Raw genomic sequence first — 26,387 nt, 5'->3', positions numbered from 1 at the left:
CTGCCCGCCGGAGGCCCTTGCCGCCATTCCCCCCTTGCCAACCCCGCCGCGCCTGCGCCAAGTCACATCAAAACCTGTGGGGAGCATCCAATGAACGGCGCCGAAGCCCTGATCCAGACGCTGCACGACTGCGGCGTCGAGGTGTGTTTTGCCAACCCCGGCACGTCGGAAATGCAGCTCGTCGCCGCGATCGACGGCCAGCACGGCATGCGCGCGGTGCTGGCGCTGTTCGAGGGCGTGGTGACCGGCGCCGCCGATGGCTATGGCCGCATGGCCGACAAGCCCGCCGCGACATTGCTCCACCTCGGCCCCGGGCTCGGCAACGGGCTGGCGAACCTGCACAACGCGCGCCGCGCGATGTCGCCGGTGATCAACCTCGTCGGTGACCACGCGACTTATCACCTACATTATGACGCGCCGCTGACGTCGGATGCCGCAGGTGTGGCGCGGCCGATGTCCGACTTTGTCCGCATCTCCAAATCCAACCGCGACCTGCCGCACGCCGGTGCCGAGGCGTTCGTCGCCGCCCAGGGCTATCCCGGCCGCATCGCCACCGTCATCGTGCCCGCCGACCACGCCTGGGACGAAGGCGCCGGTGCCGTCGCACCGATTGCCGCCCCGCCCGCGCCGCAGGCACCCGAAGCCGCGGTTGCCGAAGCCGCCGCTGCACTCAAGGCCGGCACCCGCACCGCGCTGTTCCTCGGCGGCCGCGCATTGCGCGAAGGCGCGCTGCATGCCGCCGGCCGCGTCGCTGCCGCCACCGGCGCCAAGCTCATCTGCGAAACCTTCGCCGCGCGCATCCAGCGCGGCGCCGGCCGCGTCGCGGTCGAACGCCTGCCCTATTTCGGCGAAATGGCGGCCGAGTTCATCAAGGACTATGACACCATCATTTTCGCCGGCGCCGAGCCGCCGGTGTCGTTCTTCGCCTACCCCGGCAAGCCGAGTTGGCTATCGCCCGACGGCGCGAGGCTCGTCCGCCTCGCCACTCCGCGCGAGGACCCGCAAGCCGCACTGGCCGCACTCGCCGATGCGCTGGGCGCGCCCGCCGAACCCGCCGGCGTCGCCACACCGGGCACGCCGCCGGTCGAGCCCGGGCCGCTCAACCCGGCCAACCTCGCCGCCGTCGTCGCCAAACTGCTCCCTGAAAACGCCATAGTCTCAGACGAATCCGCAACGCTCGGCGGCGCCTGCTTCATGTTCAGCGCCGGCTCGAAGCGCCACGACTGGCTGGCGCTGACCGGCGGCGCCATCGGCCAGGGCCTGCCGCTCGCGGTCGGCTGCGCGGTCGCCTGCCCCGACCGCAAGGTCGTCGCGCTGCAGGCCGACGGCAGCGGCATGTACACCGTGCAGGCGCTGTGGACGATGGCGCGCGAAAAGCTCGACGTCACCACCATCATCCTCAACAACTCGAGCTACGCCATCCTCAACATCGAACTGCGCCGCGTCGGTGTGGCGAACCCCGGCCCAAAGGCACTGTCGATGCTCGACCTGTCGAACCCGTCGCTCGACTGGGTGGCGCTGGCCAAAGGCATGGGCGTCCCCGGCGTCCGCGTCACCACCAGCGAAGGCCTGTACGACGCACTGTCCGAAGCCCTCGCCGCCAAAGGCCCGCGCCTGATCGAAGCCATGTTCGTCTAACCTCTAAATCCTCCCCGCCTTCGGGGAGGGGGACCGCCCCTTGGCTGTGGAGGGGTAGCGCGCGCCGCCGCCAATCGCACCATATTCCAGCGCAAGCCACCCCTCCACCATGCGAAGGGCATGGTCCCCCTCCCCTTGCAGGGGAGGATCAGGCGCCCTCATCCCCCGACCGCCGCATGCTCGACGTCGCCTGAAACTCCCCCGCCGTCAGTTTCCCGTCATGGTCGGCATCGGCGCCGGTGAAATTGGCGATGGTCTTCGCCGCCGCCTCCTCGAAACTCAGCACCCCGTCCTTGTCGGTATCGAGCTTGGCAAACGCCTTGCGCCGCAGCGCCAGAAACTCGGCCTGCGTCACCGCCTTGTCATGATCCTTGTCGACCCGCGCAAAGCGCTTGGCCTCGCGCGCCGCATCATCTGCGGCGGCACTGGCGTCGCCGCATCAGGCGCCGGCATCACCATCGGCGGCACCGGCAGCTGCGCCGGCTGCGGCACCGGCAAGCCGCTCGGATGCGGCCGGTTCCACAGCCACACGGCGGTGACGAGCAATGCAAAAACAAAGGTCAGCGCAATCCATCGCCACATGGCAATTTCCCCGTTCGCGCGGCCCTGAACGGCAGTCTAGCTTAGCGAAATTGTGTGTGGCAAGCGACCGCGACAACGCGCCGGCACCGGTCCTGCAACGGTCAAATCACGCGCTGCAGAACCGGCGCCGGTCGACCTGACCGGGATCTGGACGAAATCAGGCGGCGACGACGCGACCGTTGCGACGGCGCAGCGACGCGCCGACCATGGCGAAGCCGGCGATCAGCAGCGCCCAGCTTGTGGGCTCGGGCACTGCGGAAACCTTGATCCGGAAGGCGCCCGTGTTGTCGGCAAAGTTGCCGTCGCTGACGCCGAAATGTAGCTGGCCAGGCGTCGTCAGCCCGGTGTTCAGCAAAAAGCTATAGCGATGGTTAGGATTCCACGCCGGCAACGGGCCGCCGAGGAAATACTTCGCTTCGCGCGCCGGATTGAACGGCACCAGCGGCACCGTATCAAACGCCAGCTGGTAATAAGATGACGAGTTGAAGTTGATGGTGCTGTTGTAGACGTAGAATGCGTCGTTGAACGTCGTACCAGCTGATTGCCCGGTGCCAGAGACAAACACCTTGACGGTTCCCGAATAAAGCCCGGTCGTCACCCCCGCATCCGGGGTCGTGAATGGTGCGGTAACCCACTCGCTAGCGGCGATGGCCTGCGTGGACACAGCCAGAGCACCAAGCGTCAAAACCGTCGATACGAGCTTCATGATTCCCTCCCGGATAAGTGTTAACCTGTGTTAACGCTATCCTAGGCATTGCTACAAGGAGAAATCGTTAAATAAATATTAATCATGATGCAGCCCACACGCCGAGGCATCGGACCCAGCCAGCTAAAGCCGGCCAACGCGCAGACGTCGCCCGCAATATTCCTGCATGCTCCCTTGGCAACACCCCGCGCGCGGCACGCCCAGCATGCTCGCTCTGCCCGCATCAAGCGCGGCAGAGAAGCAAGGAGCCTCCGGCGGGCAGGCGGAACGCCTGCACCCAGTTGTAAGAAGGCAACGCTACTCCGCAGCAACCCCCGCCAGCAGCCCGCCGGGTTCTTCCGCGCCGTCGCCGTTCGCAGCCGCATCGGCGCTCTTGGCCCCCTTGCGGCGATCGAACATGTCCCAGACCTCGTTCCAGTTCCCCTTCGTCGCGGCCTTCGAATATTCGGTCGCGCGCGCTTCGAAGAAGTTGGCGTGCTCGACACCGTTGAGCAGCGGCGTCAGCCACGGCAGCGGGTGTTCCTCGATCATGTAGATCGGCTTCATGCCGAGTTGCTTGAGTCGCCAGTCGGCGATGAAGCGGATGTAGCGCTTAATTTCCTTAGCGGTCATGCCCTCGACCGGGCCCATTTCGAACGCCAGGTCGATGAAGTTGTCCTCCAGACGCACGGTGCGCTGGCACATGTCGGCGATGTCGTCGCGGATCTTGTCGGTCATCACGCCGGTTTCGGCGCAGAACGCGTGGAACAGCTTGATGATGCCTTCGCAGTGCAGGCTCTCGTCGCGGACGCTCCACGTCACGATCTGGCCCATCCCCTTCATCTTGTTGAAGCGCGGAAAATTCATCAGCATCGCGAAGCTGGCGAACAGCTGAAGGCCTTCGGTGAAACCGCCGAACATCGCCAGCGTCCGCGCGATATCGGCGTCGGTATCGACGCCGAACGTCGCCAGATAGTCGTGCTTGTCGCGCATTTCCTTGTAGTTGAGGAAGGCGCTGTACTCACTTTCGGGCATGCCGATGGTGTCGAGCAAATGGCTGTAGGCGGCGATGTGCACCGTCTCCATGTTGCTGAAAGCCGTCAGCATCATCTTGATCTCGGTCGGCTTGAACACCCGTCCGTAGTTCTCGTGATAGCAGTTCTGCACCTCGACATCGGCCTGGGTGAAGAAGCGGAAAATCTGCGTCAGCAGGTTGCGCTCGTGCTCGCTGAGCTTCTGCGCCCAGTCGCGGCAATCCTCGCCGAGCGGCACTTCCTCCGGCATCCAGTGGATCTGCTGCTGGCGCTTCCAGAAATCGAACGCCCAGGGGTATTCGAACGGCTTGTAGGTGTTCGAGGCTTTGAGCAGCGACATGGGGTGGACTCCGGAGAAAGTGTTCTTGGTTTGTATCAGAAAATCAGGCGAAAGTCATCGAGAGTGAAGCGCGCCCGAAAATTGGGTGCAGGGACCAAGCCCCTGCCCGCCGGAGGCCCTTCACCCCGTCACCTGTCGGCAAGGAGCGAGGGGCCGTGCGGCTGCGTCGTGGAGGGCGGCAGCGCGGCCCCTCGCTCGCCCGTCGCGGCTGACGCCGCGCCGAGTCCGGCAGGAGGTCCCACCGGGATGCCCTACTGACAGGCAAGGCATTCGTCATAATCCTTGACCTCGACTTCGATCATCTTGAGGTCGGGGGTGTTGTCGGCTTCGACGCCGCCGGCGAACCCGGCGCGCTGGATCGACTTCGAGCGCAGGTAATACAGCGATTTGATGCCCAGTTCCCACGCGCGGTAGTGGAGCATCAGCAGGTCCCACTTTTCGACATCGGCGGGGATGAACAGGTTGAGTGACTGCGCCTGGTCGATATACGGTGTGCGGTCACCGGCGAGTTCGAGCAGCCAGCGCTGGTCGATTTCGAACGCGGTGCGGTACACCGCCTTCTCGTCGGGCGTCAGGAAATCGAGGTGCTGGACCGAACCGCCCATTTCGAGGATCGAGTTCCATACCGCGTCGGAGTTCTTCGACTTCGCCACCAGTAGCTTTTCGAGGAACGGGTTCTTGATCGAGAAGCTGCCCGACAGCGTCTTGTGCGTGTAGATGTTCGCCGGGATCGGCTCGATGCACGCCGAGGTGCCGCCAGTGATGATGCTGATGCTTGCCGTCGGCGCGATCGCCATCTTGCAGCTGAAACGCTCCATGACGCCCATATCGGCGGCGTCGGGGCACGGCCCGCGCTCGACAGCGAGCTGCATCGATGCTTCGTCCACTTGCGCACGAATGTGGCGGAAGATCTTCATGTTCCACGATTTTGCCATCGCGCCTTCGAACGCGATGCCGCGCGCCTGGAAGAAGCTGTGCAGGCCCATGACGCCAAGCCCGACCGAGCGCTCTCGCATCGAAGCGTAGCGCGCGCGCTCCATTTCGGGCGGCGCGCGGTCGATATAGTCCTGCAGGACATTGTCGAGGAAGCGCATCACGTCTTCGATGAAGCGCTTGTCGCCCGACCAGTCGTCCCACATTTCAAGGTTGAGCGACGACAGGCAGCACACCGCGGTGCGGTCCTTGCCGAGGTGGTCGGTGCCGGTCGGCAGGGTGATTTCCGAGCACAGGTTCGACGTGCTGACCTTGAGGCCGAGGTCGCGCTGGTGCTTGGGCATGTGGTCGTTCACATGGTCGATGAAGACGATGTACGGCTCGCCGGTCGCCAGCCGCGTTTCGACGATCTTGGTGAACAGCCCGCGCGCATCGACGGTCTGGCGCTGCTCGCCCGATTTCGGGCTGACCAGGTCCCAGGTGCCGCCCTCCCGCACCGCTTCCATGAACGCGTCGGTGATCAGCACGCCGTGGTGGAGGTTGAGAGCCTTTCTGTTGAAATCGCCCGAAGGCTTTCTAATTTCAAGGAATTCCTCGATTTCGGGGTGGTTGACGTCGAGGTATACCGCCGCCGAGCCGCGACGTAGCGAGCCCTGCGAGATCGCCAGCGTCAGCGAGTCCATGACGCGCACGAACGGGATGATACCGCTGGTCTTTCCGTTGAGGCCGACCGGTTCGCCGATGCCGCGGACATGGCCCCAATAGGTGCCGATGCCGCCGCCGCGTGCCGCGAGCCAAACGTTCTCGTTCCACGTGCCGACGATACCCTCCAGGCTGTCCGACACCGAGTTGAGGTAGCAGCTGATCGGCAGGCCGCGGCCGGTGCCGCCGTTCGACAAGACCGGCGTGGCGGGCATGAACCATAGCCGCGAGATATAGTCGTACAGCCGCTGGGCGTGCTCGGCGTCATCGGCGTAGGCGGCTGCGACGCGGGCGAACAGATCCTGGTACGACTCACCGGGCAGCAGGTAGCGGTCGCGCAATGTCTCGCGGCCGAAGTCGGTGAGCAGCGCGTCACGCGACCGGTCGACTTCGACAGGGAAGGCCCAGTCGAGCACCGTGCTGCTGGTCATCGGTGTTACCTGCGGCGCGCCGGCGGTACCGCCGCTGCTGCCGCCTTCACTCGTGCTGCTGAAATCCATCGTCTCTGCTCCATGGGGCTGCCCCGCCCCTTCAAGAATCTGTCGCCACGCTGCGGGCTGAACCGTTGCTGCTGGACCTTTCGGAGGCCGGCGTCACGCACCAAATTGCGTGGCCCGCCATTCATCCCCGATATCCACAGCCTGACTGGTCTGCCCACCTCATACGCTGTCGGGAAACTTGTCGCTGCGGCCGGCCGGAACATTCCCGGTGCTACCACTGCTAGTGCGTTGCCCCACCCCTATGCCTACAGATTGTGCCTGAAACGGGGGGTCGCGCAAGTGTAATAATCGTCGCTGATGTAGGAATTTTTGCAAATAGAACAAGGTCAAGGCGTTGGCGCGCTGCGTTCAATCGCTGTGGATAAAGCGTTAAAGCTGGACCTGATTCCCCACCCGCTAATGACAATCGGGTGCAGGCACCAGAGGCTCTGTTCTTGGTCTTTTCGCTCGTCTAAGACAGCGCCGATTCCGCTACACAAGGTGCGCCATGACCATCATCAAACAGGAAGACGTCATCGAGTCGGTCGCCGACGCGCTGCAATACATCAGCTATTTCCACCCGATGGACTATATCCGCGCGCTGGGTCGCGCCTATGACGCCGAGGAAGGCCCCGCCGCCAAGGACGCCATCGCGCAGATCCTGACCAACAGTCGCATGTGCGCCGAGGGCCACCGGCCGATCTGCCAGGATACCGGCATCGTCGTGGTGTTCTGCAAAGTCGGTATGAACGTTCGCTGGCAAGCCTCTATGACACTTGAAGAAATGGTCAACGAAGGCGTGCGCCGCGCTTACATGCACCCCGAAAATCGCCTGCGCGCCTCGGTGGTCAGCGACCCGGCGTTCACGCGGTCGAACACCCGCGACAACACGCCGGCCGTCGTCCACGTCGAACTGGTACCCGGCGACCACGTCGAAATCATGGTCGCAGCCAAGGGCGGCGGCAGCGAGAACAAGTCGAAGTTCACGATGTTGAACCCCAGCGACTCGATCCGCGACTGGGTGGTCAACACCGTGCCGCTGATGGGCGCCGGCTGGTGCCCGCCGGGCATGCTCGGCATCGGCATCGGCGGCACCGCCGAAAAGGCCATGCTGCTGGCGAAGGAATCGCTGATGCTGCCGATCGACATGTCGGAGCTCAAACTGCGCGGTCCGAACTCGCGAATTGAAGAACTTAGGATCGAACTCTACGACGCCGTCAACGATCTCGGTATAGGTGCGCAGGGGCTCGGCGGGCTGTCGACGATCCTCGACGTCAAGATTCTCGACTACCCGACGCATGCCGCATCGAAGCCGGTGGCGATGATCCCCAACTGCGCCGCGACTCGCCACGCGCATTTCACCCTGGACGGCAGCGGCCCGGCGTATCTCGAAGCGCCCGACCTGTCGGCGTGGCCCAAGGTCGACTGGAAGCCGTCGAAGGAAGCCATCCGCGTCGACCTCGACAGCCTCACCCCCGCCATCGTCGCCAGCTGGAAACCCGGCGACCGGCTGCTGCTCAATGGCAAGATGCTCACCGGCCGCGATGCCGCGCACAAGCGCATGACCGACATGCTCGCCGCCGGTACCCCGCTGCCCGTCGATTTCACCAACCGCGTCATCTACTACGTCGGCCCGGTCGATCCGGTGCGCGAAGAAATCGTCGGCCCCGCCGGCCCAACCACCGCCACGCGCATGGACAAGTTCACCGAAGCCATGCTCGCGCAGACCGGCCTGATCGCCATGGTCGGAAAAGCTGAACGAGGTCCTGCCGGCATCGATGCCATCAAGAAGCACAAGGCCGCCTATCTGATGGCGGTCGGCGGCGCGGCCTATCTCGTCTCGAAAGCCATCAAGGCATCGAAGGTGCTGGCGTTCGAAGATCTCGGCATGGAAGCGATCTACGAATTTACCGTGCAGGACATGCCGGTGACCGTCGCCGTCGACAGCAGCGGCGAAAGCGTCCACGCGACGGGCCCGCTGGTGTGGCGCGAGAAGATCGCCAAGGCGCGGGCGCTCGAAAAGGCATAAGGGCCTCCGGCGGGCAGGGCTGAGCCCTGCACCCATTTGAAGAGTGCACAACAATTGGGTGCAGGGCCTAAGGCCCTGCCCGCCGGAGGCTCTATCCGCCGATCATCCGCGTCGCCACCGCCGGCCACCAGGGTGAGAGATAGAGCCACAGCGACACCATCTCGGTGCCGATGATCAGCCCCGCCGCCGGCAGGAATACCGGATGCAGGCGGCCGCGGCTATAGAGATCATACGCCGCCATCGCCAAAATCAGCCCCCAGGCGATGGGAAAGCGCCCGAGCATTTCTGTCGCCGGCCCGTCGCCGAGCAGGGTTTTGATTTGCGGCCCCAGCCAGCGGCTGAAGCCGGTGTCGGTAATCGCCGCGACGGCGAGGATCATCAGGCGTTTGTGCGCGCCGGGCTGGCGCGTCATCAGCAGCGCCGCCGCGGTCAGCACGGCGAACGGGATGATGTGGCCGAGTTGGAACGAGAGGCGTTCGATCTTGATCCCGCCGAGCACCAGTCGCGCGCGGTCGGCCGCCCAGACCGTGCCGAGCGCCGTCACCGCCACCGCCGCTGCCATCGCCGGGCCAAAGCGCCGGCCGCTGCGCCGATGCCCGGCGATGTCGCCGACGCGGACGCGCCCGGCCTGCCATGTCAGCAGCGCCATCCAGCCGAACGCCAGCAGCGCATGGAGGTGGGTGATCGGTTCGTAGGGCTTGGCAGTCGGGTCGCCGGCAATTTTCAGCATGTCGGGGATGAACCCCGACAACAGCGCGAACCACAGCACACCGATCGCGACCAGCACCGCGGTGCGGTCATGCGGCATGCTGCGGTCGAAATCGGCCTGCCCGCGCGGCACCGCCGCCTGCATTGTCGCCATCATACCCCCCGGTTGTTGCGTGGCGCAGGTGTGCGACAGCGCTGGCGCGGCGTCAATCCTGCGGCTACGCCGCGCCGTCTGCCCCGTCCGGATGATGCGCGTGTTCAAGCTCGACTTCGTGTTTGAAGATGTTGAGCTCGATGACGAAGAAGCACAGGATCCAAAGCAGCGCGTCGTAGAAATCGAGCCAGTCGCTGGTCAGGCCCCACCATAGCGCGATGCCGCCGAGCGCGACGTAAAGGCAGATCTTGATGGCGTTGCGGACACGCCATTCGTGCGTGCCGAATTCGCCGGGCACGAACACGTCATAGATGATCGTCGCACAGACCAGCAGCCACAGCACGGCGTTGGCGAAATCGAGCCACTCGGCAGACATGAAATAGACCCGCGCCGCGTTGATCGCCAGGCCGTAGCCGATGATCTGCAGCGCCCACAGCCCGGCCTTTTCGAAGCCGCTGACATAAGGCGCCGCGAGCGCACGGGTTTCCCATTCGAATACCCCGAGCAGCAGCACCCAGCCGAGGCTGTCGAGCGCCTCGTTGAGCGTGCCGTGGCGCAGGTAGAGGAAGATGTTGATGACCAGCAGCGTGTAGACGCTGACCTTGAAAGCGTTGAACAACCACTGCCGCGTTGCAATCGTCACCGTCAATGCTCCCTGCCGCAGCGCGAATTGGTCGCCGATGACCTAGGCGAAACGCCGGCGCCGGACAATCCGCAAGACACCGTCGCGGGCTTGGCATAGACTGACTGCGAGGGAGGAACCGTCATGACTGATATTACTTCGCCCGTTGGCCGCGGCCAGCCGAACAAGGCTACCGACGTCAAGCTTGTCCAGCAATTGCTCAACTATTGCGTCAAGGCGCTAGCGCTGCCGCCCTTGGCCGAAACCGGCGTGCTCGATCCCGCAACCGAGGCCGCCATTCTCGCCTTCCAGGGCAAGATCGTCAAACTCGCCAAGCCCGACGGCGTCATCAGCCCCGGCCGCAACACCATCAAGAAGCTGGTCAGCGAAGCCCGCATCGTCCCGCCCGCCCCGTCGCCGGCGACCCCGGCCCCCTCGCCCGCCGAAGACGCCGCCGCCAATGACGCGCAGATCGCCGCCGCTGCCAAGCTGATCGGCTGCGAAGTCGCTGCGGTAAAAGCGGTAACGATGACCGAAGTCGGTATTCGTGGCGCGTTCGATGCGCTGGGGCGCCCGATGATCCTGTTCGAACGCCACTATTTCAGTCGCCTGACCGGCCACCGGTTCGATGCCGCGCACCCCGACATTTCGAACCAGAAGTCGGGCGGCTACGGCAAGTTTTCGGCGCAGTACGCCAAGCTCGACCGCGCCATCGCGCTCGATCGCCACGCAGCGCTGCAGTCGGCATCCTGGGGAGCGTTCCAGATCATGGGCGCCAACTACGCCGCCGCCGGCTTTGCCAATGTCGAGGACTTTGTCGCGGCGATGAAGCATTCGCTGGGCAAGCAGATCGAGGCCTTCGGCAACTTCGTCGTCGCCAACCCGCGGCTGCGCGCCGCCATCAAGGCGAAGGACTGGACAACATTCGCGCGCATCTACAACGGTCCCGGCTACGCCGAAAACCACTACGACCTGAAGATGAAGCAGAATTATGAACTCCTCAGCAAACGCCTCTGAAACACAGTTGCAGCATCCACGGACGGCGCTGAAGTGGGGGGTGATTACCGCGGCAGCGCTGTTGCTGCCCGCCGCGACGCTGGCTTTGCGCCCGACCGCCGCCAGCGACGCAGCGCTGATCGCCAAGGCGCGCGGCGTCGCGGCGAACACCGTCGGCGATGTCGCCATCGATGACGCGCAGAGCTTCCGCGTGCTGCGCGGCAAGCAGTTCAAGGGGCTGCTGGTTTCCGGTTCAGGCCAGGTCGCGCGCGACGGGGCCAGCCCGGTCCACGGCTGCTTCGTCGTCGGGGTCAACGCCGACGGCCGCGTCAAGGTCATCCAGACGATCGGCACCGACAATTGGGAGGCCGAAACCTGCCGCGGCGTCAAAGCCGTCAGCCTGCTCAAGTCCGATGCCGACGGTACGCAGCGGCTGGTGCTGATTTACGACGCCGCGTCACCCAACGCCGCGACCGTCGAGCCCGTGGTATTGCGCTGGACGGGCCGCCTCGACCGCGCCGAAGTCGACATCACCGCGTCCGACAAGGCCTCGCAGGCGGGCGCTGAGACCGTGGCCGACGTGCGCAAGGCGCTGGGGCTTTAAGGGCAAGAGCCTCCGGCGGGCAGGCCAGCACTTATCCAAGACGGCGGCCTGCACCCATTTGAAGAGCGCATAACAATTGGGTGCAGGGCCTGGGCCCTGCCCGCCGGAGGCCCTAACTTGACCTTGACGGTCCAATGCCCGACGTTTCGCCGCAAAGGGAGATCACCATGACCGACGCCGCGCCACCGGCCAATGCCGCGCAAATCGATTACTGGAACGCCAAGGCCGGCGAGACCTGGGCGCGTTTCCAGGAACAGCTCGACCGTCAGATTGCGCCGCTGGGCGATGCCGGCATCCGCGCGCTGGCGCCGCAGCCCGGCGAGCGCATTCTCGATATCGGTTGCGGCTGCGGGCAGACGACGCTGGCGCTGGCCACCGAGGTGACGCCGGGCGGATCGGTACTGGGGCTCGATATTTCGAAGCCGATGCTCGATGTGGCGCGCAAGCGTGCGGTGGGCGTGCCCAACGTCGCGTTCCGCGATGCCGATGCGCAGACCGATGACTTCGGCCGCAACGGTTTCGACGCGGTATTTTCGCGCTTCGGGGTGATGTTCTTCGCCGATCCTACGGCGGCGTTTGCCAACATCGCCACCAAACTGGTCGAGGGCGGCCGGCTGACTTTCGTGTGCTGGCGGCCACTGGCGGAAAATGACTGGATGCGCGTGCCGCTGGAGGCGGCGCTGCCGCTTTTGCCGCCGCTACCGCCGTCTGACCCGCTGGCGCCGGGGCCGTTCGCCTTTGCCAACCCCGACCGCGTCCATGCGATCCTGTCAGGGTCGGGCTGGCATTCGGTCAATATCGAGAAATACGACGCCGAGATTGGCAGCGGCGACCTTGCCGCTACGGTCGACATGACCTTCCGCGTCGGCCCGCTCGGCATGGCGTTGCGCGAAAACCCCGACCGCGTCGCGCCGGTGGCCGAAGCCGTCCGCAAGGCGCTCGCGTCCTATGACGGCCCCGACGGTGTCAAACTGCCTGCCGCGGTGTGGATCGTGCAGGCGATGCGCGCCTGATGATGGCAATTGCGGTCATTGCCGGGCTGGTGGCGGCGCTGTGGCTGGCGCGGCGCGGCTTTGTCGCGTTCGTCGCGCGCGACTGGTGGCGCGGGCCGGTGACCGAACATTTCGATGGCGTACGTTTCCGCAACATCGGGCCGCAGCCGAAATATCACGGGGCAAGCGACATGCTGCGGTGGAAGCTGACGTCGAAGGCCGCGCCCTGGCCGAAATCGGTGCCGGTGACGCCAGTGATCCCGGCCGAGCGCATCGACGGCGATGCTCTGGTGACCACCATGGTCGGCCATGTCACCGTGCTGATCCAGACGCAGGGCCTCAACATCCTGACCGATCCGGTGTGGAGCGACCGCGCCAGTCCTTTCCAATGGGCGGGGCCAAGGCGCGTGCGGGCACCAGGGGTACGCTTCGATGACCTGCCGCGCATCGATGTCGTGCTGCTCAGCCACAATCACTATGACCACCTCGATCTTGCCACGCTCAAGCGGCTGTGGGCGCGCGACCGGCCGCGCATTATCACGCCCATCGGCAACGCCGCGCTGCTGGCGCGTCACGGCATCACTGCGACCGAGGGCGACTGGGGCGACAGCTTCGACCTTGGCCCAGCGGCACAGGTGCATATCGAACGCGTCCAGCACTGGTCATCGCGTTGGGGCTTCGACAGCTACCGCGCCTTGTGGTGCGGCTTCACGCTCGCGCTGCCCGGTGGCAGCGTCTATTTTTCGGGCGACTGCGGGCTCGACGCTGCGGCCTTCGCAGCCGTGCGCCGCCACGGGCCGGTGCGGCTGGCGCTGCTCGGCATCGGCGCCTATGAGCCGCGCTGGTTCATGCAATATCACCACATGAATCCCGCCGATGCGGTCGCGGCCTTCGCCGAGCTGGCGCCGGCGCACGCCATCGGCATGCACTGGGGCGTGTTCAAGCTGACCGACGAGGCCATTGACAGGCCGCCCGCAGCACTGGCCGATGCGCTGGCCGATGCCGGAATCGCGCCGCACCGCTTCACGGCAGAAACTGCCGGCGCGGTCATCGAAATCGACGCGCTGCCGGTCGACGCGCTGGTCACGGACTGACGCGATGGAACCGTTCAAGTTCATCCGCTCGCTCGAAGACCTGCTCTATGAAATGGTCATCAGCCTGATCCTGTTTCCGGTGACGCTGGTGCGCATCGTGCTGCGGCCGGTGGCGATGATGCAGGTCATCCAGCAGGAAAGTGGCGATACCGACGCCGGGCATTACAGCGACAACCTCAACCCGCCGCTGTGCTTCCTGTTCGCGATCTTTGCCGCGCATCTGGCGGCAATGCCGTTCGGTGCCTCGCAGATCGCGCAGTCGGGCAATGCGCTGGCGCGGCTGGCAATGGCGAGCGAGGAGAACACGTTGCTGTTCCGCGCCGCGACCTTCCTGATCTGGCCAATCGTTGGTGCATTGGTCTGGCGCCAGGTGGCGCGCGTGGCGCTCGACCGAAATATGCTGCGGCCGATATTCTACCAGCAATTCTATCTGGCGGCGCCGTTCGCGCTGCTGGTGTCGTTTGCCACCAGCACCTCGGCCGATTTCGTCAACGCCAATTTCGCGTTGGTCACCGCGCTGATGGCGGCTGCGGCGCTGTGGTTCGTGGTTGCGCAGGCGCGCGTTGCACAAGCGGTGCACGGCTGCAGCGTGCTGCGGAGCTGGCTCACCGCACTCGCCATCCTTGCAACCGGCGCCGCGCTGTTCATTGCGATGATGCAGGTGGCGATGTCAGTCTGAGCGCGTCGCCAGATCGGTCAGCACCGCCTCCTCGAACGACAGGAACTTCGAGCGAACGCCCGGATATTTCGCCGGATCATCGCCGGTACCGGTAATCAGATAGACGAAGACGCGGTCGCGCGCCGGGTCAATCCACAACCCGCCGTAAAGGCCATACGCCTCGCCCAGATGCCCCCAGCCGGTCAGTGGCTTGCCTGCGACGGGCTGGTCGCCTGCCCCGCCGGTCAGGCACTGCAGCCCCGGTCCGTAGCAGCGCATCAGCCCATCGTAATTGTCGCCAATCGGCGGCGTGCCGTTCCATACCGGCGTCAACAGCGCCTTGACGGTTTCGGGCTTGAGCAGCCGCACGCCGTCAACCTCGCCGCCGCGCAGCAACAGCCGGCCGATCTTGGCCAGCCCCAGCGCCGATATACGCAAGCCGCCTTGTGGCGAAAACAGCGTGCCGTTGGTGCCTGGGACGTAGCTCGCGATGTCGCAGGTCGCCATGCCGCGCACCGGGCACGCCGGCCGCACGCCGCGTAGATCATCGACCTGCGCCACCCACGGCCCGGCGGGGTTCCAGTGGTCCTCGTCGATGCCCTTGCGGTACAGCGTCGCCGCTGCCTCCACCGCGGCGTCCGAACAGCCCGACCAGTTGAAACAGGCGTCGAGCCGCAGCGGCGCGAACACCTGCGCCGTCATCAGCCGGTCGAAGCGCTGGTGCGTCGCCGCCTCCATCACCGTCGCGATAATGCCGTAGTTGAGGTTGGCGTAGCTGAACCGCACGCCGGGCGCATAGGCCGACCAGTGCACCGCCGTCAGCCCGTCGCGCAGACTGGTGCCAAGCGGGAAACTATACCCCGGCCCGTCGTCGATGCCCGAGGTGTGGCTGAGCAATTGCCGCAGCGTCAGCGGCGCAGCGGGAAAGCCCGGATTGCGCAGCGTCCAGCCGAGATAGCTCGACACATCACGGTCAAGATCGAGCTGCCCCGCCTCGACAAGCCGCATCACCGCAACCGCCACCGTCAGCTTCGAAATCGAAGCAACGCGCACCGGCGTGTCTGGCGTCAGCGCGCGCGGCGGTGCCACCACAGCATCGCCCAGCGCGGCGCTGCGCACCACCTTGTCACGGTCGGCCACCACCACCGCCAGCCCGGTGAGCGGCGGTGACGCCGCCGTCGTACCCGCGACCAGCGCCGCGAGCGGCTCAGCTGCCAGCACGGGCGCCGGCATCAACACCAGCAACAGCGCCGCAACGCGGAGTACCAAATTCATGCTGGCAAGGTCAGGCCGGCCCGACGCGGAACGCGCAGAACTTGTTGCCGTCGAGATCGCGGAAATAGGCGCCGTAGAACGCCTGCTCGCCCTCGTCGCCGCGCACGCCGGGCGCGCCCTCGTCCTTGCCGCCCAGCGCGAGCGCCTTGGCGTGCACCGCATCGACCTTGGCGCGCGTGTCCATCGGCAGTGCCAGCATGCAGCCGTTGCCGACGCTCGCCGGCTTGCCGTCATACGGCGGGCCGACGGCGATCATCGGCGCCGTCCAGCTGCTACCATAGGCCACCGCGCCGGTCGGAAACTCCATCAGCCGCCCGATGCCGATCACGCCGAACAGCGCGTCGTAAAACGCCGTCGCCTTCGCCAAGTCGTTGGTACCGATATTTGCATAGCCAATCATGTCCTGCGCCTCCCAAAGCGAGTTATGGGCGGCAGAATATCATGAGAACAAAACGTGTCCACACATTTTCGCACCCGCGCTTGTTTCGGCGCACGGCGGGGCGCATAGTCGCTACATAAATGTTCCGGGGGGAATTTCGCATGTCACTGCAAGTCATCGGCGCCGGGCTCGGCCGCACCGGCACAAAGACGCTGCAAGCCGCGCTGGTCGAACTCGGCTTCGGCCCGTGCCACCACATGACCGAAGTCTTCGAACACCCCGAGCAAATGGCGTTCTGGTTTCGCGCCGTCCAGGGCGAAGCCGTCGACTGGGACGACATCTTCGCGCACTACCGCGCCAGCGTCGATTGGCCGAGCGCGCACTTCTACAAACAACTCGCCGACCGCTACCCCGATGCCAAGGTCATCCTGTCAAAACGCGACCCCGAACGCTGGGCCGACAGCATGGCCGAAACCATCCTGAAAGTAATGACGCAAGCCGCGGCGATCCCGCGCGAAGACCCGAACGACCCGCGGCAAGCCACGCTGTTCATCGTCGGCCGCGACACCTTCGGCTATGACTACACCCGCGCCAACGTCATCGCCGCGTTCGAACGCCACAATGCCGAAGTCGTGGCGTCCATCGCCCCCGAACGCCTGCTGATCTTCGACCCCGCGCAAGGTTGGGCACCGCTGTGCGCGTTCCTGAACGTCGCCGTCCCCGACACCGAGTTCCCGCGCACCAACTCACGCGAGGAATTCTGGGCGCGGATCGCGGAGAGGGATGCGGCAGCGGCGAAAGCGAAGGACGACTAGCGAAGGCTGAAGAGCCTCCGGCGGGCAGGCCTGAGGCCTGCACCCGATTGATTGGCTGATGACTGGAATGAGGTGGTCAGCGCTCGGTCTGCTTATGGATCAGCTCGTAAACGAAGCGGACATTCGGAATGCGCAAAAATTGCGCGGTCGCGTCAAACGTGGGCTGCCAAAGGCCGAAGTTCTGGCCACTAAACAGGCTCGCGGGTTGACCAAAACGTATCGACCCAGATCCATCCGAGCGCTCGCTCAACTCGATGGATGGCAAATGCCTTATGTCGACAGACTTGGACGTTGCGGTGCCACCTTTCTTATATATTAGAATACGACGATTTGTGACAGCGTATTGCAATCGTCGACGCAACCAGACGTCAATAAAGAACCGACCGAATGTAACATATAGGCCCACTACCAGAAATGGCAGTCCAAATAGTTTAAATGGCAATGCGGCGGCATCTTGGTCTGCAGACCAAACACTGAAGTTCCAGAAAACGGCAAAGCCAGCCCATAGTAGGCTGAATGGAATAAGGAAGGCTTCAATTGGTCGAAAGATTAAACCCCTATAGGGTTCGCCGCTCCAAAGCACGCGCTCGTCAGGAAGCAGCGCTCTTTGCAAATCATCACGCAATTTTTTACCCTTACTCACGAACTGAAGCGTTACTTGATAGCCTGCAAACTGAGCTGAGCACAATGTCCATTTTCGGGCGTTCTACAAGAGATTAGGAGTGGCGTTATGGGGGTCGTTAGCTGACCGGCAGCTGAAGCCTACCCCGTCCCACCCTTGCAGTAAGGGACAGGAAAGCACCCAGCGCCAAACAATCGGGTGCAGGGGTCACCCCTGCCCGCCGGAGGCTCTTCAAAACCCCCGCCTCACCCCATCGGGTACATGATCTCGCGCGTCACCGCGTCGATGGCCTTCATCACCGCGGGTTCGAGGACGAGGTCGCTGGCGGCAAAGATGTCGGCGAGCTGGTCGAAGCGGGTGGCGCCGACGATGGTCGAGGCGACGAAGTCGTGCTGCTTGCTCCATGCGGTGGCGAGCGTGATCGGCGTCAGGCCCGCGTCGGCAGCGATTTTCATGAAGCGCTTGGTCGAGGCGAGCGACTTTTCGTTGACGAAGCGCTGCGCCATCGCCGCCTGGCGCCCGCCGATTTCGAGGTAGCGGCTGAAGCGCGCGCCTTCTGGGGTCGCGCCGTCATTGTACTTGCCCGACAGCACGCCGCCGCCGAGTGGTGAATAGGGGATCAGGCTGATGCCTTCCTGGCGGCAGACTTGCGACAGTGCGTCCTCGAAGCGGCGGTTGTTGAGGCTGAAATTATTCTGGATGGTCTCGTAGCGCGCGAGGCCCTCGCTCGCGCTGGCTTCGAGCGACTTCATTAGCCCCCAGGCGGTTTCGTTGCTGCAGCCGAGCACGCGGACCTTGCCGCTTTCGACGAGGTCATCGAGCGCGCGCATCACCGGTTCATAGCTGGTGCCATGGTCGGGCCAGTGCGTCTGGTAGAGGTCGATATAGTCGGTCTGCAGGCGCTTGAGGCTGGCTTCGACCGCGCGGACGATGTTGTGGCGGTCAAGCGAGGTCATGCCGGCGCGCTGCGACGACTGGATCCAGCCATGGCTCGGTCCGCTGACTTTCGTCGCGATGATCAGCGCGTCGCGGTCCTTGGTCTTGAGCCAGCGGCCGACGAATTCCTCGGTGCGCCCGGCCCATTTGCGGTCGGGCGGCACGGGGTAGTTTTCGGCGGTATCGAAAAAGTCGATGCCGGCATCGACCGAGGCATCGAGGATGCGGAACGATTCCGCCTCGTCGACCTGCGACCCGAACGTCATCGTCCCCATGCAGATTGACGAGACATAGATGCCACTACGGCCGAGACGCTTGCGCTGCATGGTGTTCCCCGATGGATGTTGTTTGCACCATGGATAGGGTGCGCGCGGCGGGCTTGCAACCGGTGCTAAACGCCCGAGCGCACCGCTTTGCCCGGCAAGGCGGTGGCAACGATGCCACTGCGGTCGACGATGAGCGTCCCGCCGACCATGACATAGGGGATGCCGGCCGACGGCGTCGTCGGCTTGGCAAAGGTTGCGCGGTCGATGACCGTCGCTGGATCGAACAGCGCCAGATCGGCATCGGCGCCGACCTTGACGCGGCCCTTGTTACGCATGCCCGGCGCAATCACCTCGAGGCGCTTGGCAGGCATCAGAGTCATCTTCTTCAGCGCCTCCATCAACCCGAGCACCTTGCGCTCGCGGACATAGACCCCGAGCACGCGCGCAAAGGTGCCGGCGCCGCGCGGGTGGCCCTTGCCATCGACAAATGGCATCGCGTCGGACGCCACCATGACGATCGGATCGGCCATGGCGATATCGACGGTGCGCGCCGGAATGGTGTGCATGATGACCGCACCGTTCGGAAACTCTCGGCGGTATTTGGCGAAGCTCGCCGCGGTCAGCCGCTCGCCCGTCGGCGGCCATTCGAGGTCGCCATAATCGCCGCCGATGCGTTCCTGCCAGCCCGCGTCGAACAGCGCGCTGCCGATCAACGTGCTGCCGGCGGTATAAGGATAGACTTCGGTAGTGACATCGAGCCCCTGCGCCTGCGCGCCGTGGATCAGCGCCAGCACCTGGTCGATGGCGCCGACCGACTTGCTGCCGATGTGGCAGATGTGCAGCGGGCCGCTGGTGGCTGCGGCCATGGCGATGACTTCCTCCATCGGCGCCACCGGACCGTCACCTTGGGCGGTGATCGAGCGCCGGACATGCGTGAAAATCGGGCCTTTGGTGGCGGCTGCGACCCCGAACAGCGCCAGCGATTCCACCCGGCTGGCAGCGGGCAGATATTCGTTCATCAGCCCGATGCCGAGCGCGCCGGCGGCGATTTCGCGGCGCATGATCGCCGCCATCTTTTCGATCTGTGGCGCGTCGAAGCGCGTATAGGCCCAATCCTGTTCACGTCGCATGATTTCAGGGTTGAGCGACGCGAATGTCGGCGTCGCCAACCCTGTCGTCATGAAGATCCGCACCGCGCGCTGCCCCGAACTGGCGCCATAGTTGATCCGCGCCTGGCCCGCGCGCGCCGCCAGAAATTCGGTGACGGGATAGGTGCCGGCCTCGAGCTCGAGCGAGGTCGTCACGCCGTCCTGGGCCTGCAGATCGGCGTCACCCAGCGTCCGGCCATGCGAATGCAGGTCGATGAACCCCGGCGCCACCACCAGCCCCGTCGCATCGATGCGCTTGCCGCCGACCAAAGGCGCGGCTGAAATCGCAACGATCTTGCCGCCGCGAATGCCGACATTGGCGACGGTGTCGAAGCCGCTTTCGGGGTCCATGACGCGGCCGCCGGAGATGACGGTATCGAACCCCTGCCCCGCGCCGATGATCAGCGGCGCGACCGCCAGCCCGGCCGCGGCAACGGCAAACTGGCGCCGTGAAATCTGATGGTTGTCGTGCATCTGCTGCTCCCCCGAACTGCTGCGCTGCCCCATGCGATCAGGCCTGATAAACCGTCCGCCCGCCCGTCACCGTGCGCACCACCTTGATGTCCTTGATCTTGTCGTGGGCCACCCCCAGCGGATCATCCGACAGCATGACGAAATCGGCGAGCTTGCCGGTGATGATCGAGCCCTTGCTGGCTTCTTCGAACGACGCATGCGCACCGTTCAGCGTGCTGACGCGCAGTGCTTCGGCAGGCGTGATGCGCTGGTTGGCGCCCCAGGTCTGGCCGTCCCAGCCGGTGCGCGTCACCATGCCCTGCATCGCCATCATCGGCGCGAACGGGCCGGGGTAGAAGTCGGAACCCGCGCACACCGGAATCCCGGCATCGAGGAACGAGCGGAATGCCATCGCATTGCGCATCAGCTCCTCGCCGTAGAAGCCGAACTTGTCGGAGTTGTAATAGGCGTAGCTGGTGAACGGCGCCGGGATCGCGCCGACCGCCTTGATGCGCCGCACGAGGTCGTCATTGACCAGCGTGCAATGGGTGATCTTGAAGCGCGGATCGGCGACCGGATAGAGTTTCTGCGCGCGTTCATAGGCGGTCAGTGCCATGCCGATCGCGACATCGCCGTTGGCGTGGCAATTGGCCTGGATGCCGGCGCGGTGGACCTTTTCGACCCAGGCGTTCAGCGCTTCCTGGCTTTGCGCGACATTGCCGTAATACGGCGGCGTGCGGCCGGGGAACGGCACGCTCATCGCCATGGTGCGTTCGGAAAATGACCCGTCGACCATATGTTCGAACGTCGCGCCGAAGCGGATCCAGTCATCGCCGAAGCCGGTCTTGATGCCATTGGCGATCATAGCATCGAGCATCGGCCCGGTGGATTCGTAGCTGACGCGGTGCAGCAGGTCGCCACGCGCGCGGATCGCCTGCAGCGCCGCGAAGTCGCCACCCTGATGATGGACGCTGGTCAGGCCGTAGCGGGCAAACGCCTTCGACATGTGCGCGGCGCCGTCGCGGCCGCGCCGTTCGGTTTCGGCGGCGCTGAACACCGGCCGTGTGCCGGCTTTTTCGAATACGTCATTGGCGTTGTCGGTGACGCGGCCGTTGAGTTTCCCCGCCGGGTCGCGGTCGAAGGTGCCGCCGGGCGGGTTGGGCGTCGCATCGGTGACGCCGGCGAGCGCGAACGCCTTGCTGTTGTAATAGGCGGTGTGGCCGCCGCGGTGCAGCACCATCACCGGATGTGTGGTCGAGACGCGGTCGAGGTCGGCCTTGGTCAGCGCGCGCTTGTCGGAGATTTTGGTGTCGTCGAAGAAAAAGCCCTCGACCCATTGTCCCGGCGGCACGGCTGCGGCGCGCGCCTGCAATTTGTCGATGATCGACTGTATCGTGAAGAATTCGACATCGAACGGGTTGCCGACGATGACTTCATACAGCAGCACCTCGCCGACCGCATGGTTGTGGCAATCGATGAAGCCCGGCACCACCGCCTGGCCCTTGGCATCGATTACCTGCGTGCGCTTGCCGGCGAATGCCATGGCCGTGTCGTCATCGCCCACCGCGACGAAGCGCCCGTCCGCCACCGCGAACGCCGTCGCGCGCGGCTGCCGGTCATCGACGGTGTGCACGCGGGCATTGCGAACGACGAGATCGGCGTCACCGGGCAGCGCCGCGAAACTCGGGGCGGCGAGCCCCAGTCCGGTGAGACCGAGTCCGCCCAGCACTTCGCGCCGGTTTGCCGTTGTCCGCATGATGTGTCCCCCGCCGCGCCACATATCGCGCGGAAGGACAGGCTAACCGCTGCGCCGTAATGCGGCAACTGCTCGCTGGACGCCATGCCGCGCACACCTTAGCTTCACCCCGATGCACGCAATCTTCTACAACGGCCCGGTCAACGCCGGCGGCATGCGCAACACGCAGCAGCTGCTCGCCGATGCGGTGGCGAAGCGGCTCGACGACATCGTGCTGGTGCTGTCGAGCAACGGCGGCGATGTCGCGTCGGGGATGGGGCTGTACCATTTCATCCGCGCACTGCCGGTGCCGGTGCGGCTACACGCGGCGGGCGTGTGTTCATCGATTGCCGCGACGATTTTGCTCGCCAGCGACATCCGCACCGGCGCCGACCCGACGCAGTTCGTGCTGCACGCCGCGACCTATCGCGAAGGCCCCAAGCTCGGCGAGCGAGCCGAAAACACCGTGGTCATTACCGCCCCCTTTCGCAGCCGGCTCGGCTGGGACGACGCCCGCATCGCGCAATGCTTCACCGCTGAAGAAACTGCACTGAGCGTGCAACAGGCCTGCGCCTGGGGCATGGTGGAGCAGGTCGCCGACCTGCGGCTGATGCCGAGCGACACCACCGCGATCGTGTCGATCCCGAAGTAGCCTGACGCCGTCAGGCGGTGGCGAAGTCGCGACGTCGGCGCAACCCTGCGCCGACCATGCCGAAACCGGCAATCATCAGCGCCCAACTCGCCGGTTCGGGGACCGTGCCCGTCGAATACAGGACGGCGTTCGAGCTTGCGTTGTAGTTGAGCGTGAGCACATCGGTCGATGCGCCGGCGTCGATCATGTAGAAAGCCGTGACGTTGCCCGGACCACCCGTGCCATTCCCGAAGTGGAACGCCACATAGCTGATCCCGTGCAGCATGGTCGCAAAGTCAACGCTGTGCGAACCGCCGAGGCCGCTGATCTTTTCGACGGCATTCCAGTTGCCGTTCCAGGCAAAGCCGAGCCCGGCCAGATGCGTAGTTTGGGCAAAGATGTCGGCGGGGCTGTTGCTGAGCAAATTTCCCGAATAAAAACCCTGACAAACCAGAGCATTAGGCGTGACATCCGAGTTCGCGCAGGCAACTGCCGATGCCGGCGCGGCGAGGCACAATGCGGAAAAGCAGGCACCCAGAACAAGACTGAAGCGACCCTTTGATTCAATCATTTCCTTACCCTTCCATGAGCACATCGTTAATATGATGCGCGTCTAAGTTAATACACTGTTCATGAAATGGGAAACGGAAATCGCGCTTCGTTTATTAATATTAATCGGACAGCGGACTAGTTTGGTAGCGCGCATGCGCCATGTCATGCTTTGCCACCGCGACCGCCCCGATCACGAGGCAGGCCGGCGCTAGCGCCAGCGTGGCGCCGCAGCGCGCAAAGGGCGGCGGCCTCGCGGCCGCCGCCCCTCGAACCGTCACCGGATCAGGCGGTGACGTAGCTGCGTCGACGGCGCAACCCCATGCCGACTATGCCGAAACCGGCAATCATCAATGCCCAGCTCGCCGGTTCGGGCACGGTTCCCGTCGAATACAGGACAGCGTTCGAACTTGCGTTGTAGTTCAGCGCGATCACATCGGTCGCTGTGCCGGCGTCAAGCTTGTAGAACGCCGTCGCGTTGCCGGGGCCGCCTACGCCGTTCCCGAAGTGGAACGCCACATAGCTGATACCGTGCAGCATGGTCGCGAAATCAACGCTGTGCGATCCGCTGAGACCGGAAATCTTTTCAACGTTATTCCAGTTGCCATCCCAGGCAAAACCCAGTGCGGCCAGATGCGTGGTCTGGGCAGCGATGTCGCTGGGGTTGTTGCTGAGCAGATTGCCCGCGTAGAAACCCTGACAGGCCAAGGCATTGGGCGAGATATCCGTGTTTGCGCAGCCAGCTATCGCAACTGCCGACGCCGGCGTGGCAAAGCCCAAAGCGACAACGCAAGCACCTAGAGCAAGACCAAAGCGGCCTTTTGAGTCAATCATTTCCTTACCCCTCCGCAAGCACACCATTAACTTGATGCCCCTAGGTGTTAAAATATCGGAAACGTAACGGGAAATTAATTTTATAAACATTTAACTATAATTAACATTTGGATTGCCCGATTTTCCAATGCGCGTTGGCGTGGCATTGTTGGCCGCTGACCGGGTTGCCGCGTGTGAAACGCGGACATGACCACTGGAACAAATCGGGCCCATGCCCCATATTGCTGCTATGGCCATCCAGATTCGCACCAGCCTCGATGAACCCGATGACGCCGGCACGTTCATCCCGCACCGCCCGGCGCGCCCCGAAAAGTCCGAAGGCGGCAAGGCGTTCCGGCTGGTCAGCGACTATACGCCCGCCGGCGACCAGCCGGCGGCGATTGCCGAACTCGTCGCCAACGCCAATGCCGGCGAACGCGACACCGTGCTGCTCGGCGTCACTGGTTCGGGCAAGACCTTCACCGCCGCGAAGGTCATCGAGGCGGTGCAGCGCCCTGCCCTGATCCTCGCGCCCAACAAGATCCTCGCGGCTCAATTGTACGGCGAATTCAAGAGCTTCTTCCCCGACAATGCGGTCGAATATTTCGTCAGCTATTACGATTATTACCAGCCCGAAGCCTATGTGCCGCGGTCGGACACCTATATCGAGAAGGAAAGCTCGGTAAACGAAGCCATCGACCGGATGCGCCATTCGGCGACGCGCTCGCTGCTCGAACGCGATGATGTCATTATCGTCGCGAGCGTTAGCTGCCTTTATGGCATCGGCTCGGTCGAAACCTACTCTGCGATGACCTTCGCGCTGAAGAAGGGCCAGACGCAGGACCGTCAGGAGCTGATCCGCAAACTGGTCGCACTGCAGTACAAGCGCAACGAAATGGCGTTCGTGCGCGGCAATTTCCGCGTTCGCGGCGATTCCGTCGAACTATTCCCGTCGCACTACGAAGACAGCGCGTGGCGCATCAGCTTCTTCGGCGACGAGATCGAAAGCATCACCGAATTCGACCCGCTGACCGGCAGCAAGGTGGCGAACCTCGACTACATCAAGATCTACGCCAACTCGCACTATGTGACGCCCGGCCCGACGTTGCAGCAGGCGAGCCAAGCCATCCGCTTCGAACTCACCGAACGCCTCAAGGAAATGAACCTCGAGGGCAAGCTGCTCGAGGCCCAGCGCCTCGAACAGCGCACCAACTTCGACCTTGAAATGATCGCCGCGACCGGCAGCTGCGCCGGCATCGAAAACTACAGCCGCTTCCTCACCGGCCGCCTGCCCGGCGAGCCGCCGCCGACGCTGTTCGAATACCTCCCCGAAAACGCGCTGCTATTCGTCGACGAAAGCCATGTCACCGTGCCGCAGATCGGCGGCATGTCGCGCGGCGATCACCGCCGCAAGGTTACGCTGGCCGAATACGGTTTCCGCCTGCCGAGCTGCATCGACAACCGCCCGCTGAAGTTCGAGGAATGGGAGGCGATGCGCCCGCAGACGGTGTTCGTCTCCGCCACGCCGGGCAAGTGGGAAATGGAAGCCACCGGCGGCGTCTTCACCGAACAGGTCATCCGCCCCACCGGCCTCATCGACCCGCCCGTCGAGATCAAGCCGGTCGAAGACCAGGTCGAAGACTGCATCGCCGAAGCCCGCAAGGTTGCCGCCCAGGGCTACCGCACGCTCGTCACCACGCTGACCAAGCGCATGGCCGAAGACTTGACCGAGTTCATGCACGAAGCCGGGATGCGCGTGCGCTACATGCACTCCGACGTCGAGACGCTCGAACGCATCGAACTGCTGCGCGACCTGCGGCTCGGCGTCTATGACGTGTTGATCGGCATCAACCTGCTGCGCGAAGGCCTCGACATTCCCGAATGCGGACTGGTGGCGATCATGGACGCCGACAAGGAAGGCTTCCTGCGCTCCGAAACCGCGCTGATCCAGACCATCGGCCGCGCCGCGCGCAACGTCGATGGCCGCGTCATCCTCTACGCCGACCGCATGACCGGCTCCATGGAACGCGCCATCGCCGAAACCGACCGCCGCCGCATCAAGCAGCTCGAATACAACGCCGAACACGGCATCACCCCGGCGACGATCAAGCGCAACATTTCGGATGTGCTCGCCGACGTGTCGAACCGCGACTCCGTCCTCATCGAAACCGGCGACGCCGACACGCCGCACCTCGTCGGCCACAACCTCAAGGCCTATATCAAGGACCTCGAGGAGCAGATGAAAAAGGCCGCATCCGAACTCGATTTCGAAATCGCCGCCGGCATCCGCGACCAGATTCGCCGGCTCGAAAACGACGAGCTCGGCTTGCCGCCCGACCAGCGCAAGGCGCCGGTACAGGGGCGCTCGACCGAGGGCATGCCCGGCACGCGCAAGACGCGGTTCGGCAAGGTGCAGAAGAAGTGGGGCGGGAAGCGGTAGGTTAAGGGCCTCCGGCGGGCAGGCCTCAGGCCTGCACCATAGGTTTGGGGCATCGCCACGCTAGCCGACGCTGCG

Annotated in this window: 25 protein-coding genes; 11 read left to right on the top strand and 14 right to left on the bottom strand. The window is 64.5% G+C overall.

Features of this window, described 5'->3' with window-relative positions:
• The first annotated feature begins 90 nt into the window (after window positions 1–90).
• Window positions 91–1,638, top strand: a complete 1,548-nt coding sequence (locus tag EUV02_RS11265) for an acetolactate synthase large subunit (RefSeq protein ID WP_135246309.1) — start codon at window positions 91–93, stop codon at window positions 1,636–1,638.
• A 148-nt stretch (window positions 1,639–1,786) separates the two neighbouring features.
• Here EUV02_RS11265 and EUV02_RS11260 read toward each other — a convergent pair whose 3' ends face one another.
• The gene (locus EUV02_RS11260; RefSeq protein ID WP_135246308.1) at window positions 1,787–1,993 is read right to left on the bottom strand and encodes an EF-hand domain-containing protein; all 207 of its coding nucleotides are present in this window, start codon (window positions 1,991–1,993) and stop codon (window positions 1,787–1,789) included.
• A gap of 9 nt (window positions 1,994–2,002) precedes the next feature.
• On the opposite strand from EUV02_RS11260, the gene EUV02_RS11255 reads away from it, so the two are divergent.
• Window positions 2,003–2,248 (top strand): hypothetical protein, encoded by a 246-nt coding sequence (locus EUV02_RS11255; protein WP_135246307.1) that lies wholly within the window; start codon window positions 2,003–2,005, stop codon window positions 2,246–2,248.
• A gap of 129 nt (window positions 2,249–2,377) precedes the next feature.
• Here the strand turns inward: EUV02_RS11255 and EUV02_RS11250 are convergent, their stop codons facing one another.
• The 3 genes from EUV02_RS11250 to EUV02_RS11240 form a co-directional block, all read right to left on the bottom strand.
• Window positions 2,378–2,926, bottom strand: coding sequence for a PEPxxWA-CTERM sorting domain-containing protein (locus EUV02_RS11250; protein ID WP_135246306.1), 549 nt, complete (start codon window positions 2,924–2,926; stop codon window positions 2,378–2,380).
• Window positions 2,927–3,223: 297 nt separating this feature from the next.
• Window positions 3,224–4,279 (bottom strand): ribonucleotide-diphosphate reductase subunit beta, encoded by a 1,056-nt coding sequence (locus tag EUV02_RS11245; protein WP_135246305.1) that lies wholly within the window; start codon window positions 4,277–4,279, stop codon window positions 3,224–3,226.
• Window positions 4,280–4,530: 251 nt separating this feature from the next.
• A complete protein-coding gene (locus EUV02_RS11240) occupies window positions 4,531–6,345 on the bottom strand; it encodes a ribonucleoside-diphosphate reductase subunit alpha (protein WP_243445893.1) in 1,815 nt (604 codons plus the stop codon).
• 556 nt (window positions 6,346–6,901) lie between these two features.
• On the opposite strand from EUV02_RS11240, the gene EUV02_RS11235 reads away from it, so the two are divergent.
• On the top strand, window positions 6,902–8,422 hold the full coding sequence (locus EUV02_RS11235; RefSeq protein WP_135246303.1) for a fumarate hydratase: 1,521 nt from the start codon (window positions 6,902–6,904) through the stop codon (window positions 8,420–8,422).
• 91 nt (window positions 8,423–8,513) lie between these two features.
• On the opposite strand, the gene EUV02_RS11230 is transcribed toward EUV02_RS11235, so the two are convergent.
• Both EUV02_RS11230 and EUV02_RS11225 read right to left on the bottom strand, forming a co-directional pair.
• A complete protein-coding gene (locus tag EUV02_RS11230; protein ID WP_135246302.1) occupies window positions 8,514–9,287 on the bottom strand; it encodes a hypothetical protein in 774 nt (257 codons plus the stop codon).
• 61 nt (window positions 9,288–9,348) lie between these two features.
• Window positions 9,349–9,927 (bottom strand): hypothetical protein, encoded by a 579-nt coding sequence (locus tag EUV02_RS11225; RefSeq protein WP_135246301.1) that lies wholly within the window; start codon window positions 9,925–9,927, stop codon window positions 9,349–9,351.
• A gap of 123 nt (window positions 9,928–10,050) precedes the next feature.
• On the opposite strand from EUV02_RS11225, the gene EUV02_RS11220 reads away from it, so the two are divergent.
• From EUV02_RS11220 to EUV02_RS15685, 5 genes are all read left to right on the top strand, one after another.
• Window positions 10,051–10,923 carry an N-acetylmuramidase domain-containing protein gene (locus tag EUV02_RS11220; RefSeq protein WP_135246300.1) on the top strand — a complete coding sequence of 291 codons (873 nt, stop codon included), beginning with the start codon at window positions 10,051–10,053 and terminating at the stop codon, window positions 10,921–10,923.
• Window positions 10,898–11,506 carry a hypothetical protein gene (locus tag EUV02_RS11215; RefSeq protein ID WP_135246299.1) on the top strand — a complete coding sequence of 203 codons (609 nt, stop codon included), beginning with the start codon at window positions 10,898–10,900 and terminating at the stop codon, window positions 11,504–11,506. The genes EUV02_RS11220 and EUV02_RS11215 overlap by 26 nt, the downstream gene beginning before the upstream one ends.
• Before the next feature lie 167 nt (window positions 11,507–11,673).
• Window positions 11,674–12,519 carry a class I SAM-dependent methyltransferase gene (locus EUV02_RS11210; RefSeq protein ID WP_166430604.1) on the top strand — a complete coding sequence of 282 codons (846 nt, stop codon included), beginning with the start codon at window positions 11,674–11,676 and terminating at the stop codon, window positions 12,517–12,519.
• Entirely contained in the window at window positions 12,519–13,592 is a 1,074-nt protein-coding gene (locus tag EUV02_RS11205; protein WP_135246297.1) for an MBL fold metallo-hydrolase, read from the top strand. The genes EUV02_RS11210 and EUV02_RS11205 overlap by 1 nt, the downstream gene beginning before the upstream one ends.
• 4 nt (window positions 13,593–13,596) lie before the next feature.
• The gene (locus EUV02_RS15685; protein ID WP_166430603.1) at window positions 13,597–14,271 is read left to right on the top strand and encodes a hypothetical protein; all 675 of its coding nucleotides are present in this window, start codon (window positions 13,597–13,599) and stop codon (window positions 14,269–14,271) included.
• Here the strand turns inward: EUV02_RS15685 and EUV02_RS11195 are convergent.
• Together EUV02_RS11195 and EUV02_RS11190 are read right to left on the bottom strand one after the other, a co-directional pair.
• The gene (locus tag EUV02_RS11195) at window positions 14,263–15,525 is read right to left on the bottom strand and encodes a serine hydrolase domain-containing protein (RefSeq protein ID WP_135246296.1); all 1,263 of its coding nucleotides are present in this window, start codon (window positions 15,523–15,525) and stop codon (window positions 14,263–14,265) included. The two genes, EUV02_RS15685 and EUV02_RS11195, sit on opposite strands and share 9 nt — an antisense overlap.
• Window positions 15,526–15,535: 10 nt before the next feature.
• On the bottom strand, window positions 15,536–15,925 hold the full coding sequence (locus EUV02_RS11190; protein WP_135246295.1) for a VOC family protein: 390 nt from the start codon (window positions 15,923–15,925) through the stop codon (window positions 15,536–15,538).
• Between the two features lie 140 nt (window positions 15,926–16,065).
• On the opposite strand from EUV02_RS11190, the gene EUV02_RS11185 reads away from it, so the two are divergent.
• Window positions 16,066–16,719 carry a sulfotransferase family protein gene (locus EUV02_RS11185; protein WP_135246294.1) on the top strand — a complete coding sequence of 218 codons (654 nt, stop codon included), beginning with the start codon at window positions 16,066–16,068 and terminating at the stop codon, window positions 16,717–16,719.
• Between the two features lie 76 nt (window positions 16,720–16,795).
• On the opposite strand, the gene EUV02_RS11180 is transcribed toward EUV02_RS11185, so the two are convergent.
• The 4 genes from EUV02_RS11180 to EUV02_RS11165 all read right to left on the bottom strand — a co-directional run bounded on the left by EUV02_RS11180 (window position 16,796) and on the right by EUV02_RS11165 (window position 21,900).
• Window positions 16,796–17,362, bottom strand: a complete 567-nt coding sequence (locus EUV02_RS11180) for a PH domain-containing protein (protein WP_135246293.1) — start codon at window positions 17,360–17,362, stop codon at window positions 16,796–16,798.
• A 224-nt stretch (window positions 17,363–17,586) separates the two neighbouring features.
• Window positions 17,587–18,603, bottom strand: a complete 1,017-nt coding sequence (locus EUV02_RS11175; RefSeq protein WP_135246292.1) for an aldo/keto reductase — start codon at window positions 18,601–18,603, stop codon at window positions 17,587–17,589.
• A 65-nt stretch (window positions 18,604–18,668) separates the two neighbouring features.
• Window positions 18,669–20,165 (bottom strand): amidohydrolase family protein, encoded by a 1,497-nt coding sequence (locus tag EUV02_RS11170; RefSeq protein WP_135246291.1) that lies wholly within the window; start codon window positions 20,163–20,165, stop codon window positions 18,669–18,671.
• 37 nt (window positions 20,166–20,202) lie between these two features.
• Complete coding sequence (locus tag EUV02_RS11165; RefSeq protein ID WP_166430602.1) at window positions 20,203–21,900, bottom strand: amidohydrolase; 1,698 nt, start codon at window positions 21,898–21,900, stop codon at window positions 20,203–20,205.
• A gap of 112 nt (window positions 21,901–22,012) precedes the next feature.
• Between EUV02_RS11165 and EUV02_RS11160 the strand changes: the two genes are divergently transcribed.
• Complete coding sequence (locus tag EUV02_RS11160; protein WP_135246289.1) at window positions 22,013–22,531, top strand: ATP-dependent Clp protease proteolytic subunit; 519 nt, start codon at window positions 22,013–22,015, stop codon at window positions 22,529–22,531.
• 10 nt (window positions 22,532–22,541) lie between these two features.
• Here the strand turns inward: EUV02_RS11160 and EUV02_RS11155 are convergent, their stop codons facing one another.
• Both EUV02_RS11155 and EUV02_RS11150 read right to left on the bottom strand, forming a co-directional pair.
• Entirely contained in the window at window positions 22,542–22,934 is a 393-nt protein-coding gene (locus EUV02_RS11155) for a PEPxxWA-CTERM sorting domain-containing protein (protein WP_243445868.1), read from the bottom strand.
• 410 nt (window positions 22,935–23,344) lie between these two features.
• Window positions 23,345–23,839 (bottom strand): PEPxxWA-CTERM sorting domain-containing protein, encoded by a 495-nt coding sequence (locus tag EUV02_RS11150; protein WP_243445867.1) that lies wholly within the window; start codon window positions 23,837–23,839, stop codon window positions 23,345–23,347.
• A 283-nt stretch (window positions 23,840–24,122) separates the two neighbouring features.
• Between EUV02_RS11150 and uvrB the strand changes: the two genes are divergently transcribed.
• Window positions 24,123–26,312 carry an excinuclease ABC subunit UvrB gene (gene uvrB / locus EUV02_RS11145; protein ID WP_135246287.1) on the top strand — a complete coding sequence of 730 codons (2,190 nt, stop codon included), beginning with the start codon at window positions 24,123–24,125 and terminating at the stop codon, window positions 26,310–26,312.
• The last annotated feature ends 75 nt before the right edge of the window (window positions 26,313–26,387 follow it).

Source organism: Glacieibacterium arshaanense (assembly GCF_004681125.1).
Taxonomy (GTDB): domain Bacteria; phylum Pseudomonadota; class Alphaproteobacteria; order Sphingomonadales; family Sphingomonadaceae; genus Polymorphobacter_A; species Polymorphobacter_A arshaanense.
The sequence above is the reverse complement of the archived record's forward strand: the minus strand, read 5'-3'. Positions and strand labels throughout refer to the sequence as shown.